15 protein-coding genes are annotated in these 16,459 nt (G+C 40.4%); 8 read left to right on the top strand and 7 right to left on the bottom strand.

The features are described 5' to 3' along the window. Positions 1-325: 325 nt before the first annotated feature. The gene (locus ED557_06190) at positions 326-1,390 is read left to right on the top strand and encodes a galactose mutarotase (GenBank protein RNC84566.1); all 1,065 of its coding nucleotides are present in this window, start codon (positions 326-328) and stop codon (positions 1,388-1,390) included. A gap of 198 nt (positions 1,391-1,588) precedes the next feature. After that, on the top strand, positions 1,589-2,071 hold the full coding sequence (locus tag ED557_06185; GenBank protein RNC84565.1) for a hypothetical protein: 483 nt from the start codon (positions 1,589-1,591) through the stop codon (positions 2,069-2,071). 16 nt (positions 2,072-2,087) lie between these two features. Here the strand turns inward: ED557_06185 and ED557_06180 are convergent, their stop codons facing one another. Continuing rightward, on the bottom strand, positions 2,088-2,900 hold the full coding sequence (locus tag ED557_06180) for a hypothetical protein (GenBank protein ID RNC84564.1): 813 nt from the start codon (positions 2,898-2,900) through the stop codon (positions 2,088-2,090). Further along, positions 2,901-3,785: a DUF488 domain-containing protein gene (locus tag ED557_06175; GenBank protein ID RNC84563.1), complete on the bottom strand. Its 885-nt coding sequence runs from the start codon at positions 3,783-3,785 to the stop codon at positions 2,901-2,903. A gap of 93 nt (positions 3,786-3,878) precedes the next feature. On the opposite strand from ED557_06175, the gene ED557_06170 reads away from it, so the two are divergent. Then, positions 3,879-5,228 (top strand): DUF3179 domain-containing protein, encoded by a 1,350-nt coding sequence (locus ED557_06170; GenBank protein ID RNC84562.1) that lies wholly within the window; start codon positions 3,879-3,881, stop codon positions 5,226-5,228. A gap of 394 nt (positions 5,229-5,622) precedes the next feature. Here the strand turns inward: ED557_06170 and ED557_06165 are convergent, their stop codons facing one another. Further along, the gene (locus ED557_06165) at positions 5,623-6,399 is read right to left on the bottom strand and encodes an SDR family oxidoreductase (protein ID RNC84561.1); all 777 of its coding nucleotides are present in this window, start codon (positions 6,397-6,399) and stop codon (positions 5,623-5,625) included. A 370-nt stretch (positions 6,400-6,769) separates the two neighbouring features. Here ED557_06165 and ED557_06160 point away from each other — a divergent pair, with 370 nt between their 5' ends. Further along, positions 6,770-7,507 carry an SIMPL domain-containing protein gene (locus ED557_06160; protein ID RNC84560.1) on the top strand — a complete coding sequence of 246 codons (738 nt, stop codon included), beginning with the start codon at positions 6,770-6,772 and terminating at the stop codon, positions 7,505-7,507. Positions 7,508-7,545: 38 nt separating this feature from the next. On the opposite strand, the gene ED557_06155 is transcribed toward ED557_06160, so the two are convergent. Next, positions 7,546-8,505, bottom strand: a complete 960-nt coding sequence (locus ED557_06155; GenBank protein ID RNC84559.1) for a hypothetical protein — start codon at positions 8,503-8,505, stop codon at positions 7,546-7,548. Between the two features lie 768 nt (positions 8,506-9,273). Between ED557_06155 and ED557_06150 the strand changes: the two genes are divergently transcribed. Beyond that, entirely contained in the window at positions 9,274-9,690 is a 417-nt protein-coding gene (locus tag ED557_06150) for an OsmC family peroxiredoxin (GenBank protein ID RNC84558.1), read from the top strand. 93 nt (positions 9,691-9,783) lie between these two features. Here the strand turns inward: ED557_06150 and ED557_06145 are convergent, their stop codons facing one another. The 3 genes from ED557_06145 to mutS all read right to left on the bottom strand — a co-directional run bounded on the left by ED557_06145 (position 9,784) and on the right by mutS (position 13,989). After that, positions 9,784-10,677: a GntR family transcriptional regulator gene (locus ED557_06145; GenBank protein RNC84557.1), complete on the bottom strand. Its 894-nt coding sequence runs from the start codon at positions 10,675-10,677 to the stop codon at positions 9,784-9,786. Positions 10,678-10,851: 174 nt separating this feature from the next. Then, positions 10,852-11,247, bottom strand: a complete 396-nt coding sequence (locus ED557_06140) for an endonuclease domain-containing protein (GenBank protein RNC84556.1) — start codon at positions 11,245-11,247, stop codon at positions 10,852-10,854. 72 nt (positions 11,248-11,319) lie between these two features. Then, on the bottom strand, positions 11,320-13,989 hold the full coding sequence (gene mutS / locus ED557_06135; GenBank protein RNC84555.1) for a DNA mismatch repair protein MutS: 2,670 nt from the start codon (positions 13,987-13,989) through the stop codon (positions 11,320-11,322). Positions 13,990-14,154: 165 nt separating this feature from the next. On the opposite strand from mutS, the gene ED557_06130 reads away from it, so the two are divergent. The 3 genes from ED557_06130 to ED557_06120 all read left to right on the top strand — a co-directional run bounded on the left by ED557_06130 (position 14,155) and on the right by ED557_06120 (position 16,408). Beyond that, positions 14,155-15,063 (top strand): YihY/virulence factor BrkB family protein, encoded by a 909-nt coding sequence (locus ED557_06130; protein RNC84554.1) that lies wholly within the window; start codon positions 14,155-14,157, stop codon positions 15,061-15,063. Between the two features lie 8 nt (positions 15,064-15,071). Continuing rightward, complete coding sequence (locus ED557_06125) at positions 15,072-15,671, top strand: DNA-3-methyladenine glycosylase (GenBank protein ID RNC84804.1); 600 nt, start codon at positions 15,072-15,074, stop codon at positions 15,669-15,671. 131 nt (positions 15,672-15,802) lie between these two features. Continuing rightward, a complete protein-coding gene (locus tag ED557_06120) occupies positions 15,803-16,408 on the top strand; it encodes a polyisoprenoid-binding protein (GenBank protein RNC84553.1) in 606 nt (201 codons plus the stop codon). The last annotated feature ends 51 nt before the right edge of the window (positions 16,409-16,459 follow it).

Below are 16,459 nucleotides of genomic sequence, written 5' to 3'. Positions count from 1 at the left end.
AGCAGGTTTTATGGTTTGAACTCACGGTATGGATTATATGCTATCCCTCCACCAATCTAAGGCCGGATTAAAAAAAGCGGCCTTAGAAATTTGAAAGGAGAAAGTGAATAGAAGGACCTGTGTGCACGAAGTGCGAATAAATCCGTTCAGGTCATTAGTATGAAAACTGTTTAGAAAGAACGAAGACCTTCGGATTTATTCAGCAGGTGCTTCATGAACGCCTTTCAAATTTCTCAGCCTTGATCTTTTGGTACTGGCGCCCGCCCCGTTGAAAAACGGGGCATCAAGGCAAAAGTAAAATCATTACTTTCACAGGAAAACATCATTGAGTACACACTCCACAAAAACCCACTACGGCACCCTCCCTGACGGCACTCCCATCCACCAGTTCACACTCACCAATAAAAACGGTGTCGAGCTGAAGGCCATAGAATACGGTGGTATTATCACTCACCTTTTTGTTCCGGATAAACACGGAGTATTCGAAGACATTGTTCTTGGGCATGATAGCCTCAAAAACTACCTGAACTCCCCCTATTTCCTGGGAGCACTAATTGGCCGTTATGGAAACCGAATTGCAGGCGCTTCTTTTGAATTGGATGGCATCACTTACCAGCTCGAGAAGAACGATGGAGAAAACAACCTGCATGGAGGAGATCATGGATTTCATACTGTAGTGTGGAAAGGAAAAGAGATCTCTTCGGAGAAAGGTAAAGTACTGGAACTGAGCTACACTAGTCCGGATGGTGAAGAAGGATTCCCAGGCGCCTTAACGATACGCGTAATTTATACGCTCACCGATGAAGATACCTTTGAAATAGAATATAGAGCCACCACCGACAAAAAGACCATCATTAACCTCTCCCAGCACAGTTATTTCAATCTATCCGGAATGAAAGAAGACATTCTCGGACATGAATTAAGTATTAATGCTGACCGCTATGTTGAGATAAAAGAAGGATCCATACCAACAGGAAGACTGGAACCCGTATCCGAAACACCCTTCGATTTCCGAACGGCCAAAGAAATAGGAGTAAACATAGAAAAAGATCATCCGCAACTTCGGCTGGCTGGAGGCTTTGACTTTACCTGGGTACTCAACAATCCCGGAGATATGACTCAGCCAATGGCTGTGCTATCTCACCAAAAATCCGGGCGGATGATAGAAGTATATACTACTGAACCTGGTATTCAATTCTATTCCGGGAATGCATTGGCAAATACACCACCAGGAAAAAAGGGGGGCTCAAATCATAAGCATATGGGTCTTTGCCTTGAAACCCAGCACTTCCCCGATTCCCCCAATCAACCACATTTCCCATCTGTGGAATTAGATATAGATCAGGTGTACAGCACAACCACGATCTATAAGTTTTCCATCAGCAAATAAAAATGTCTCCCTTTTCCAGGGTCGATTGTTATTCTATTAAAAGCTGAATATTTCAGTTTTCTTTTTGTCATTTCGAGCGGAGCGAGAAATCTACAAATCGTAAACAAAGAGTGGTCTTTAGATTTATCACATTCGTTCGAAATAACAAGCTAAGATCATACCATTAACTATCTACCATCAACCATTAACTAAAACGCCATGCTAAAAGCAATACTAACGCTCCCTATCCTTTCTTTGTTGATTTCATTCAACACGATCACAGAAATAGAACTTGTAACCACAGAATCCTCAGAATTCAATATTGAAGACTTCGGCTGGCTGGTTGGAACCTGGACCGGAGATGGTTTTGGCGGGCAGTCAGAAGAAACCTGGTCTACCCCTGTTGATGGCACGATGATGGGCATGTACCGCCACTATAAAGATGGAAAGATCGTGTTCTACGAATTCCTGTTGCTAGACGAAACCGGCCTCAGGCTCAAGCACTTTAACCCCGACATCACCAGCTGGGAAGAGAAAGATGATTTTGTCTCCTTTGAAATGGTAAACCATACCAAAGATAAGATAGAACTCAAAGGCCTCGTCTTTGAACGTAAATCCGACACCGAAATGGAAATCCGCTTACGCCTCAGAAATAATGATGGAGAGGTACGGACGGAAGTGTTTTCGATGAGGAGGGAGTAAATTAATTTTATTGGGTTTAAAAAAGAGACCCTTGTGTCTCAATCTTGGGATGAAAAGTACCTATTATAATAAATGGATTAAGACCTCTAAAATGGTTCGCTTTTGTAGTTCCTAAAAAAAGATATAAGTCTTTGGTATTAGCAAAATCATCTAAATACTTTTTCTTAACATCGATGCAAGCTTTATGTTCATCACCTTCATATTTAGCAAGCATCTTCCAGTAAAGTTGCCCTATCTCCCAATCTTCATTCATTAATGTTGAGACTTTTCCTTCTTCATCCTCAAACTTATATGAAAACTTGTAAGGTAGTTTCTTAACTACTTTGAATTCTTTTGTAGATGTCTCTTCGAAAAGACCATATTGATTTAGAAGAGCTAACTTTTCTGGACTCCACTCTCTCTCAACTTGTTCTATTGTGAAATCTAAAATCTTTCTTGGCTTAAATGTCGCTAACGATGTACCAATACTTTTGTCCTTAGCCTCAGAAATTAGCTCTCTCATGTTTGTATAGACTTTTTTTAATGCGTATTTCTTTCGATGATACCAGTTTCCTTTTGTATCAAGATGACCGAAAATGTTTATTTCTGTATCCTCTTTCCAAGGCCTGTAACTCTCTGGTCTAAAGTCGGCTGTATTTTTAACAAGATCTAATTCGATCCATTCATACTTCCGGTATCTCTCATTAAAAGATTTCTTTCGAAATGGTACAGGATAGATTCTAATCCAATCTCCATTTTCTAGAAACCCTGCGGTACATACTAATTCCTCATACTTTGAAGAAAGTGTTGGATAAGTTTTAACCGCTATAAGAACCTTTGTAAGAGGCATCTAAAGATGAATAACTGAATAAGAAAAACCCTCCAAACCTTTTATAGAATCCGCTAAATGACTTCTATGACACTCGCATTTATCTGCTTCAAAACAAGTCAATGCTACACGCTTTTCTTCTTTTAATAAGGAGAGTATATGTTCTTGCTCTTTTTTTGTATTGGGAAGATTTTCTTTCCTATACATATCAAAAAGTGACTTATAATCTTCTTTCGAGTCTAAGCTCTTTCGATAACTAGAATTTATACCTAATTCAGGTATATGCAAATATTTAATTTTTAACTTTTGCGAGACATAAGAAAGAGTTTTTTTTGAAAATCCATATTTCATGCTTGTAGCATTTTTTCTTACGTCTATCAAAAGCTTTACATCATTCTTTATCAATCTGTTAAAATAGGATTCTAGTGATATGCCCTCATATCCAATTGTAAATAATGTAATTTCATCCCTGTATGGTATTTTTTTAACTACTTCCCCATATGATTTAGAATCCAACACATCATTAGCTACAAGGCTATTAATAGCAAAGTAGGGGTAAGCCTTATACGTGAATTCCATCAATTCTCTAGAATCAAAGCCGTAGAATTTAGACTTTATGTTTCTAATAATCTTCTTATCAGAATCATTCAATTCTTTAAAGAAATTCTTAGAAGAGCTTCCTTGATAAGCTGTTTCATTCTTTATTATCAAACCAATCTCTTGCATTTTATTTAAATCAGCTTTCATCGAGAATGAATAACAACCGAATTTATAAGGAATAAAATCATATGATGGATTTTCCTGCTGCATTGAAACGATAAGCATAAGTTTATTCAATGATAACTTATCTAGTTGTCCATCAAAAACTTGTAATAAGGATAAAAGTATTTTTCGTCTATAAAACATCCTTAATGATATACGGTTAGTAACTATTGATTCATAAAATGTGATCCTTTCGTGATTCTAAATGACCTTAGATTTCTCAAATTGATCAAAAAAATGAAACAGCTAATAATTTACTCAATACTTTTTCTTACTAGCAATGAATTTGTACTGGCACAAAAAATAAAGCCGGAAGACTTATTCCTATCCCTGTTCCAGTTTCAAGAAGAGAAAGCTCTGGAAAATGTAATGGATCAAATTGAAGAGCAGTGGGAAGATAGCTACTCTACCATGGTCATTGAGAGCATCACACTTCAACGAAATCCGGGAGTCTCTACCCGCTTGCTGGAGATTTTGTATAAGAAAACCGATGCGCCTTCCAGCTATGATTTAAATGAGCTCTATGAGTGGTTGTGGGAAAAGGACGAGGATCTTATTCCCAATTACCATCAATTTAAAGCGGAGATGTATCGCCTCATTGATAACCGTTTTGAAGACTATTTCCTGGATCACCAGGAGGAACGCACTATTCGGATGGATGAGATTCGTTGGGGAGGGGTGTTGCAAGATGGCATCCCTCCTCTTCGTAATCCGGCTATGGTAGCTACCAGTGAGGCTTCTTATTTAGAAGATGATCACGTCGTGTTTGGAATGGAAATAAATGGGGATTCCAGGGCCTATCCTAAGCGTATCCTGGCCTGGCATGAGATGTTTGTGGATGAAGTGGGTGGTGTTCCGGTAGCCGGAGTGTATTGCACCCTGTGTGGAACCGTCATTTTATTTGAGACTGAACTAAACGGTACCAATTATGAATTGGGCACCAGTGGGTTTTTATATCGCTCCAATAAACTCATGTATGATAAAGCTACTCAGACTATGTGGAATACCATTTGGGGAGAGCCTGTACTTGGCCCTTTAGTGGGTAAAGGGATTAAGCTGAACCACCTGAGTGTGATCACTACTACCTGGAGAGCCTGGAAGGAAAGACACCCGGACAGCCAGGTACTTTCGTTGAATACTGGTCACGTGCGGGATTACCGGGAGGGCAAAGCTTATGAACAGTACTTCTCTACCGATCAACTCATGTTCAATACTCCCTTCAAAGATCGAAGGCTGAAGAATAAGGAAGAAGTTCTGGCTCTTCGTTTCAATGAAACCCGGGATGAACAATTGGCTATTTCATCTTCTTTCCTGAATAAAAACCCCGTTTATGAAAATGAATTGGGTGGAGTTTCTTTTGTAGTGCTTACTGATGAGTCTGGAGCAAATAGGGTCTATGAAAAAGGTACTCGATCTTTTTCTTCTTTTGATGGGAATACCGCTATTGATGAATCCGGTATTACCTGGAAGCTCACCGAAAGTGCACTTATTTCTGATTCGGGAGAAGAACTATCACGCTTGCCCTATCATCGATCGTTTTGGTTTGGGTGGTTAGCGGCGTATCCGAATACTAAATTGATCAAATAATTCTTCTATTTACTTTTGCCTTGATGCAAAAGTAACAAAAGATCAAGGCTATGAATTCTAGGCGGATTCACCATTTCTTCGCTGAATAATTCCAAAGGTCTTCGTTCTATTCGGATATATTTTCTAATCGAGCCTGTGTGGAATTATTCGACCTTTGGTCACGCTCGAACATGAGCTCACTTGTTCCGCCTAGAATTCAAAGGCCATTAATAATCCGGCCTTAGATTGGTGGAGGGATAGCATATAATCCATACCGTGAGTTCAAACCATAAAACCTGCTCGCTTGCGAGCGTTTGGTTTTATGTAGAACGAACTGGATTATATGCCCGGAAGCAATCTTAGCCGGGAGCTTTTGGTTCTTTTGGCGGTCCAAAAGAACAAGAAAAAATCTTTTTTACTGAGTCTCCTGCATCTTCTTGATCATCTTCAAACCCACTTTGGTAGGCATAAAGGGCATCATGTATTTAAGCTGAAAACCGAGCCACGGCTCATTGATCACATCCAGCTTTCCTTTCATCATAGCATTATATCCAAATTCAGCTACAGAGCGGGAACTCCTGGCACTTTGAAACATGCTCGTACTTTCAAGATTGGCTTCTTTGGCAAACTCCGTAGCAACAGCGCCGGGACAAAGTGCGGTACTGGTTACGTTGGTTTCCAATAATTCGCCAGCTATTCCCATACTAAAAGATTTCACATAGGCCTTGGTTGCAAAATAAACTGCCTGTAAAGGCCCCGGAAGATAGGCTGCCGTACTGGCTACCTGCAGAATCCTTCCGCTATTCTTTTTTACCATTGCAGGCAGAAATAATCGAGTTAGTTCAGTTAGAGCAGTGATATTTAGGGTGATCATATTTTTATGAAGCTCCGGGTCTTGCTCATGGAAATAACCCTGCCCGCCGAAACCAGCATTGTTGATGAGGTATTCTACCTCAATCCCTTCTTCATTCAATTCATCAAACAGCTCTTTTGGAGCAGTTGGATCAATTAAATCCTTGGCTATTACTTTTACATGAACACCATGCTTTGATTCGAGCTCTTCTTTTAAATCGTTTAGTTTTTCGGCTCGGCGAGCTACGATCACTAGATCTTTTCCATTTTCTGCATGGATGTGTGCCAGATCAGTTCCAATACCGCTTGACGCCCCAGTTATTAATGCTACTTCATTCATGATTCCTCCGTTTAATTCTGCTGAGAATAGCTTGTTGATATCAGCTTATCAAAATTTTTTAGACAAGCGGTCGAATTAGTAGATGAGTGGTTTAATTGAATCCCAAACTAACTATTTGCTGTCACCTTGAGCTCCCCGTGAGGAAAATCGGTAGTGTCTCACTTAGCGAAAGGTATCAAGCGCAGGAATACCAATCAGTTCTACTATTTGATACCCTTCGCGATTAATCTCGAAACCTTAACAAACCCCGGTGCTCAGGGTGACAAAGAAGTACATCACACTGTTAAAAACAATTAACCCCCTTTCCAGGAACATTTTCCTAAAACAGCACTTCGGATGAAAAACAAAACATTCATCAAGAGACATAATTATGAAAAAAACCATCCTGTCTGTTTCCATTCTTTGTATCACAGCCATCATCATCACCCTTATCGGAGTACACACCTACCATAACCGCAATCAGGCTTCTGAAACCATTTTTGTAACCGGACTTGGTTCAAAAGATTTCAAATCAGACTTAATCGTTTGGAGCGGGAGTTTTTCAAAACAGGCAAAAACCCTGGGGGAAGCCTATGATCTGATTAAAGAGGATCAGGATATTATTAGTGATTATCTAACCGATAAAGGAGTAACCCAGAATGAGTTTTCCTTTTCATCAGTATCCATTAGCAAAGAGAATAAGAGCGTTTATAATGAGAATGGAAAATATATCCGAAGTGATTTTGTTGGTTATCGATTAACCCAGCAAATTACCATAGAGTCAAAACAGGTAGACCATGTAGAACAAATATCCCGGGACATTACTGAAATCATCAATGAAGGAGTGGAATTCTATTCCTACTCACCCAGCTATTATTATACCGGGCTTGCTGAACTTAAAATCGAGATGATAGCTGCTGCAACGGAAGATGCTCGTACCCGTGCAGAACAAATTGCATCCCGATCAAAGGCTGACCTTGGGGATCTTAAACATGCCCAAATGGGAATTTTTCAAATCATTGCTCAGCATTCAAATGATGATTATAGCTGGGGAGGTACGTTCAATACTTCCTCAAAAATGAAGACCGCCACCATCACCATGCGTCTTCGGTTTGATATTGGAGAATGAAACAGAAAAGAAGCTTCCCATCCGGGAAGCCTCTTTTTTTAGAGCATAAGTTGGAACCAGCTTAGCGATTTTCTTCGGAGTTTCTTTCTCAGATAATTATCCTTTTTGATTAATTCCGGAGCCTTATCCGTTTTAGAAAAACCAAATCGCTTTGGCAGCTGTGTATAAATGGACCGTGGAGGTAGAGAATATCTATAGTATCCTTTTAGATACTCCCCACTTTCGTAGGTATGGTAATAGATATTGTTAATACCTAACTCCTCTTTACTAAAACTAAGAACGAGGTTTAATATCGCTTCCTCCCAAAGTTTGTAGTAGGGCTTAAGCAGTTCAGAGTAATATTTTCTGAGGGCTGCTAAAGTTGTTCGAGATACCAACCAGTGTCCACTTACATCCTGGCCTTGTTTTTCCCAATATGCCAGCGAATCGATTATTCGTTTCACTTCTCGAAGCCAGTCATTTTGGATTTCTTCAACAAGTACCTCTCCTGTTTCTAACGAAATATCTAACCGTGCCCAACACATCGTGTACACTCTTCTTACTGATACCGGATGAGAGGTAAAAGCGAATGGGTGATCACTTTTTTCAGGCTTTACTAATTGGTTGTACAGCCTGTTGTGAGCATTATCGAAATTAAGTTGTAAAACAAGATTTACACCTGGTCGGGATGTCTGGTAGTAGCTATCATTGCGGTGGCGTTTAAATTCACCCCATTCAGATAGTGTATACCAAAACTCCTTTCCTTCTTGCATTAGCGAATATTCAAGATCGTCAGACCGAATGGTACCTCGTCCGATACCAGAAACAATCTGTTTCACAGGTTCTTTATTGAGTACAAAAGCAAACCTGGATCTCTTTAAATCGCCTATCCTTACTTCATGGTATCTATCGCATAGTATTTTTGCGATATCAAGGGCGTATTTATCCTTGAAGTAGAAATAAGGTTTCTTTTGAATGCCGAGGCATTCTTTGATTAATTGATATTCTGAAGGTGTCAAAACAGCTTCCTTTCCGGATTGATTAAATTGGTTTTTTTATAAAAGGGAAGAAGAAAACCAACCTAACCGAAGCCGAATGACCTGAGGGCTATTCAGATATCAATTCAGGTGTAATTGTTTTCTTCTATCCCGAAAAATGATCGATCATACCAGGGGTTATCCCCGGTTGGTTTTTGATTCACACGCATATTTTTTGGGTTTTTGTTATTAGTAGTGGGAATAGCAGGATTCGAACCTGCCAAGTTTTTTCAAACACCAGAGTTACAGTCTGGTCCAACTCTCCAACGTTGGCGTACTCCCATAAAAAAAGCCCGGATAACGATTACCCGGGCTTTTAAAAATCTCTTTTTTATACAAATGATTATAAACCGGATAAACTCCTTCCCTTAAGTATTGGGTAATACTTATTTCCGTAATCTGGGGTGGTATTTATTCGGAACTGTTTCATAATCTTTTTTGATCGGGACAAAGTTACGTTACTGAGACCATCAATTCAATACCTCGGGATCATTCCCCACATTTAAATTACCATTCACAAGCGGAGCGAAGTGATCCCGGTATTTCTAGCTTCTCATACTCCCCAATTCTGAGACTGCTTCGCTATGCTCGCAGATGCCCGCCCATTCACGAGCGGAGCGAAGTGATCCCGAAATTTCCAGCTTTTCATACTGAGACCGCTTCACTTCGTTCGCGGATGGAACTAACTACTGCAAATGAAGCCACAACAAAAATCAAAAACCACTACCTTCAGTTTAAAAATTTATACTAATGATCATCAATTTAAACTGGCTAGGAACAGACCTACACTTTGAAGCAGGAAATGAAACCAATGGTAATATCCGTATTGACGGTACCAACAGGATAGGTGGATTGGAAGGTGGATTAAGTCCCATGCAACTACTTCTAGCGGGAGCCGCAGGCTGTAGCGCCATCGATGTACTATCTATTCTTGGAAAGCAAAAGCAGGTTGTTGAAAGTCTTTATGTGGAAGTAGATGGGGATAAGCAGAAAACCGACGGTGGATATTCCGAGTTTAAGACGATTCATATGCAGTACACCCTGTCCGGTGATTTAGACCCGGCCAAAGTAAAGCGAGCTCTCGATCTTTCAGTTACTAAATACTGTTCTGTCTCAAAAGCGTTGGAGAAGGTTTCTGAAATCACCTATGGTTTTGAGATAGAATAAGGAAAAGTCATCCTGAGCATACCTGCGAAGGATCCAGTTGGAAATTCGTTTAGATTCTTCGGCAGTAGCCTCAGAATGACAAAATGGGAAGGGTTACTGATCCCAAAGTTCAGAGCGGATCATCTCGGCGCTTCGATCACTTAATGTATATTCCAGTCTAATCCGGCTTTTCTGTGGCACTTTCTGTTCAACTAGCCGGGCGCTATCCGGGGTATAAAGAATCAAATCTGTCTCACGGACAAACAGTGGAAGAGATTTCCCATAAATACTTCCGGCTACAAAAGATCCCTCAAAAGGGATTGTATTCTTTAACTGGCTTAAAATCTTAGGGATTGTTTCCTCTTCAGCTGTAACCAGTCCAATAGTTTGAATGCCAAAGCGATCAACTACTGAGAGCAGTACCTCGGGATCATAGCCATAAATAATAGGAATAATCATGATCGATTCGCTTAAGGACTTATATTTGTGCATCAAGTGAATAGGCACAAAAAGAGCATCAAAAGTCGCAGCACTTTCATACTGATCTACATCAAGTACCTTACTTTTTACACCTATCTGTTTTTTGATAGCACTGGCCAGCATACTTGCCAGCTCCTCGTTTTCTCCTACACTTGCGCACGATTGAATCCGGTTAGGCCATTCCATAAAGTCGAGTTGTTCCTGGAATAGAAGTTCTATTTCAGCTTCATCCAGACCGTAGCCTACTAATTCTTCAATAAGCGCCTGTACTTTCTCTCCACCAACCTCAAGACGGGCCTCCTTATCCATAAGCGAGGTTTGGCGATTCACAATAAATCCCCTTCCCTGCTCCCCCGTGATTAACCCCTCCTTCGCTAAGATATGATAAGCCTTTCGAACGGTATGAAAGCTGGCTCCCAATTGCTGACCCAACTCCCTGGTAGATGGGAGTACCTCTCCAACCTGAAACTGCTTGGTTGAGATCATCAACCGAATACGGTCCGCGATATGTTTGGCAGAGGTTTTCATGAAATAAAAGATGCACTATTGGGCACACCCCTAAATCCCCTCTCAAGAGGGGACTTATCGAATAATATTCTTAAATAACTGCACAAACCATATCCACAACTCTTTTCAACACATTTCAAAAGAATAGAAAAGATATCAAGCCCCCTCTTGAGAGGGGGGTGGGGGTGTGCAGAATTAATTCTTAGTACCATAATTTTGCTCATAGCTCAGAACATAGCGTTCTATTTCCATCAAAGCATCCCTGTTTTCAGGGTAAATATCATTATCTTGAAATCTTAAAACAGATATGCCTAATCCTTTTAGGAAGCTTTCCTTTTCTTGATCTCTAGCTCTGACATCTTTCAGATTGTGAGAAACTCCATCTACCTCTATTACCAACATTAACTCCTGACAAAAGAAATCAACGATGAAATTGCCCAATGGCTTTTGTCGATGGAAATCATATCCAAAACATTGTTTGCCTTTGAGTGACTTCCATAAAATGGTTTCGGCTTTAGTTGGATTATTGCGAAGTTTTCTGGCTAGTTCTTTGAGTCGCGGGTTATATGGTATAATTATTCTTCTAGGCATTTTTTTCACCCCCCCTAATCCCTCCTGAATCGAGTTCAGGACGGGCTTCTCAAGAGGGGACTTTTGAAAGTTTTAATTACCCAATACCCTTTTAAGTTCGTTAACCAGCATTAATGCTTCTATGGGAGTCATTCGGTTTGGATCGGTAGCTTCAAGTTTATTCATGAGTGTTTCCAATCGAGGATCGATATGAGTAGTAAATAAACTCATCTGCTCAATAGACTCCTGCTTCTCCAAATTCTGAGAAAGATGTTGAGCAGCCTTTTTTCCTTCAGTGGCTTTTTGCTCAATACTTCCGTTTTTGTTCGTGATATCCAGGCTATGATTTTCGAGGTTCCCCAAAATTTCTTTCGCTCGATTTATCACTACCTCCGGTAAACCTGCCATATTTGCCACCTGGATGCCATAGCTATGATCGGCTCCTCCTCGAATAAGTTTCCTAAGAAAGATCACTTTCCCGTCATGCTCTTTCACCTGCACGTTAAAATTCTTAACACGGTCGTACATTTGCTCAAGCTCATTCAACTCGTGGTAATGCGTAGCAAATAAAGTCTTTGCTGCTACTGATGCCTGGTTATGAAGATACTCTGCCAGCGACCAAGCAATACTCAACCCGTCAAATGTGCTGGTTCCGCGCCCAACTTCATCTAATAAAATGAGCGATCTTGGAGTAGCATTGTTTAGAATATTGGCAGCTTCATTCATCTCAACAAGAAAGGTACTTTCACCAGCAGCCAGGTTATCAGAGGCGCCAACCCTTGTGAAAATCTTATCAACCAAACCAATATGAGCTGATTCGGCCGGGACAAAACTTCCTATTTGAGCAAGTAAAACGATCAGCCCAGTCTGCCTGAGTATGATACTCTTACCAGCCATGTTAGGCCCGGTAATAATCATAATCTGCTGTTCCGAATTATCGAGCTCAATATCATTTGGAATAAAAGGTTCACCAAGGGGTAAGGATTGCTCCACTACAGGATGCCTTCCTTTTTTGATATCGATCTTTTCTGAATCTCTTACTTCAGGTTTGGCATAATTATTCCGGAAGGCTACTTCTGCAAAACTTTGAATACAATCGAGCTGAGAAAGTGCATAAGCTATTTGCTGGATATCGTCTGCAAACTCAGCCGTGAACAATCTAATCTCTTCAAATAACTCAAACTCAAGGCTCTTACTTCGATCTTCAGCAGAAAGAATTTTCTCTTCAATTTCTTTTAGTTCGGGAGTGATGTACCGCTCTGCATTTACCAGTGTTTGCTTGCGGATGAAGGTCTCAGGTACCTTGTCTTTATGAGCATTGGTCACCTCAATGTAATACCCAAATACCTTGTTATAGCCAATTTTTAGTGATGTTATTCCTGTTTCCGCTGAAAGCTGATCTTTAATTTTAGCGATATAGGATTTTCCATTCTTGGCGATATCCCTGAGCTCGTCCAATTCTGCATTAAATCCTTCCCGAATCATATTCCCATCGCGGATACCTGCGGGGGGTTCATCTGCAATAGTTTGACTAATACGATCCTGCAAATCAATCAAAAACCGCATTCTTTTGCCAATATCCTGCAACAATGGATTATCTATAGCAGCGAACTGACTCTTTATCCTCGGTAACTGAAGAAGAGACAGCTTTACCTGGACAAGGTCTCTTGCATTGGAACGCCCTACACATATTCTTGAGATTAATCGCTCTAGATCGCCTACTTGCTCCAACTCCTCGCGAAGCGTACTTCGAATAGTATGAGCTTTGAATAATTCCTCGACCGCATCCAGCCTTTGATGAATTGGTTTGAGAAGCTTCAGCGGGCGCATGATCCACTTGCGCAGGAGTCGACCTCCCATGGCAGTACAAGTATTATCGAGAATCGAAATGAGAGTTCCTTCAACCCCACCCTCTTGTAAACTTGCTGTAAGCTCAAGATTACGTTTGGTAGATGGGTCCAAAGACATGAACTCATTGCTCTCATAGGCATACAGTCTTCGAAGATGCCGCAAATAGGCCTTCTGGGTTTCCTGCATATAGTGCAGCAGTGAGCCGGCTGCGACTTGCGCCGTATTTAGCTCTTCAACTCCAAAACCTTTTAGAGAATGTGTGTTAAAATGCTCCGTCAGTAATTTATACCCGTAATCACCTTCATACACCCAATCATCGATATAGGTAATATTGAAAGGGGTAAAACTACCATTCAGGGTATTCTTCTTTTTAGTTTGAACTAAAATCTCAGCGGGTTGAATGCCAGCAAGCAAGCTATCCAGTTCCTGCTCCCGGATTTCGCTAAGCCCAAACTCCCCGGTAGAAATATCCGAAAAGGCCACACCTAGGCTATCCTTTGTCCAAAACAAAGACATGATGTAGTTATTCCGCTTGTGCTCAAGCAGCTTCTCCGACATCGTTACACCGGGAGTAGTGATTTCGGTGACTTCACGTTCTACTATTTTTCGCCCGGCTTTTTTTGCTTCTTCGGGAGCCTCCGTCTGCTCACAAACCGCAACTTTATATCCTTTCTTTACCAGCTTCGGCAGATAGGTATCCAGAGCGTGAAAGGGAAAACCGGCAAGCGGGGTTTGATCTCCCCCATTATTTCTTTTGGTAAGTGTTATGCCCAGCTCTTTGCTTACCAGAATAGCGTCATCAGAAAACGTCTCGTAAAAATCCCCAACCCTGAAAAGTAAAATAGTCCCCGGGTGTTCTTCCTTAATTTCGTTGTATTGCCGCATTAATGGGGTTTGTTTGCGAGCGGTCATGTAAAAAAGAAATCCTATAAATTAGTTCTGATTGCTACGGTTGGTACAAGATGCTGACCAAATTATTAAAGGCAAACATAGCAATGAATTGAGTTAAAATCTAAACCCTATCCCTATTTTGAAATAGAATCGCATCATGTATTTTATTGGAAACAACATCATTCTGTGCAGAACATTAAGGACTTCTGGAAAAAGGCGTTTTCGTTGATCGGAGAAAAGGACATTTTTTTTAATGCTTCCGCTATCACGTTCAACCTGTTTATTTGTGCCATCCCCTTTATCCTCATCTTGATTTCAATTATCGGATATATCCTATCCTATGACGCTGCCTTTAACGAAATCGTACGATACGGAACAGAGTTAATTCCTGTGTTTACTTACGAACCTACCGAAACGGATATCATTGAAGGCGAACAAACACTACGAAATATTCTTACTCCGCTTGTGGGTGCTCGCACCATTTTTGGGATAACCGGTTTAATCATCCTTATCCTTTTTACCCAGGGACTACTGCACAGCTTTAAGCATGTAATCTTTGATGTATTTGATATCAAAGAGAAGAAGCACCCAGTAATGGATATGGTTTATAATTTCCTTGGATTTGGGGTAATTGGCGCCGTATTTGTCTTTTTTAGTGTAGCTATTTCAGTTATTTCCATTCTCGATCTAAGTGTAATCAAAGTACCCTACACTGAAATTGAGATTCGTTTGCCCTGGATTTATGACCTGCTAGATTTCACGCTCCCAATCATCTTCACCTTTTTATTGATTTTCACCATCTATCGTTTTGTGAGTGAACGCAGGATTTCAATCCGGACTTCCTTAGTAGGTGCTGTTTTTTATACGCTTCTTTTCACGATCGCTAAAATACTCGTCAGTCTTTACATGAGTTATGCTTTCTCCAGTTATCAGTACTTCTATCAGGGTTATGCAATTTTCATTGTGATAGGGATTTGGGCATTCTACACCTCTCTGCTTTTTGTGATATCAGTAATTCTAACCCGTGCTTTCCGGGAAACCTATCTCGAAGAAAAAGACCCATATGAAGAAAACCCCTACGCCGCATTGGATTGATGTCTGATCTGAAATTGCCCCATACTTTTTACGAGAGAGATGATGTAGTACAAATCGCAAAAGAGCTTCTTGGTAAAGTACTTTGCACAAACTTTGACGGGCAGTTTACTTCCGGAATGATTGTTGAGACGGAAGCCTATAATGGAAGGACTGATCGAGCATGTCACTCGTTTATTCATGGGAAAACCGAACGAACGAAAGTTATGTTTGGAGAACCTGGGTATGCCTATGTATATCTGTGTTACGGTATTCATCATCTTTTCAATGTGGTAACCAATAGAAAAGGATTAGCTGATGCCGTTCTCATACGCGGGATTGAACCGATAGATGGAATCGACACTATCCTTGAAAGAAGAAATAAGACAAAATTAGTTCGAGCGGTTGGAGGCGGTCCTGGTATAGCATCCCAGGCCCTGGGTATAACTACGAACGATTATGGAACCGACTTGTCAGGAGAATTAATCTGGATTGAGGATCGGGGAATAGCAATTAAAGATTCAGAAATAATAGCATCTCCTCGTGTCGGTGTTGATTATGCCGGAGAGGACGCGAAATTACCCTGGAGATTTCGTGTTAAAGACAATGGATACACTAGTCCTGCTTCATAAATTTTTTTCTATTGCACCGATAATTAAAACAAATTTCAAGCTAAGCTAAAATTAGTTTAACATTAAACGAATTATTTATCTGATAATTCGGTTAATGGATTGTCATTTCAAAAAACTAACAAATTACTATTATGAAACTTTCTCAAAAATTATTCACTCTACTTAGCCTTGTTGCTCTTTCTTTTGCTTCAGTAGCAATGGTTAACATACAGTCTACTCCATGGACGGTAGACAAATCTCATAGTTCTGTGAACTTCGAAATACGCCACTTCTTTTCTAATGTAGCTGGTTCATTTGAAGATTATAGTGCTGATGTAAAATTCTCTCCTGATAATCTGGGCGAAAGCAGCATTGATGTTAGTATTGCAGTTGCTAGTGTAAATACAAAAAATGAAAGAAGAGACGGTCACCTGCAATCAGGAGATTTCTTTGAAGTAGAAACATACCCGAATATTACCTTCACTAGCGACAGAATTGAAGCTACAGGTGATAACAACTTTGTAGCTTATGGAACTCTTACTATCAAGGATGTAAGCAAAGATTTTGAACTTCCCTTCACTTTATTAGGTGTAATGGACAATCCTTTTAGAGAAGGTACTATGGTTGCAGGTATCACTTCTGAATTTCAGTTGCTTCGCAACGATTTTGGTGTGGGAACCGGTGATTGGGTTTCTGACACTGTTATTGGAAATGAAGTGGAAGTAACGTTGAATTTAGAGCTGAACGCGTCTAAATAAATATTTACCTATTTGTTTCAAAAGCATCGTTTCATTGAGGCGATGCTTTTT

This window comes from Balneola sp. (assembly GCA_003712055.1).
Classification (GTDB): domain Bacteria; phylum Bacteroidota; class Rhodothermia; order Balneolales; family Balneolaceae; genus RHLJ01.
The sequence above is the reverse complement of the archived record's forward strand: the minus strand, read 5'-3'. Positions and strand labels throughout refer to the sequence as shown.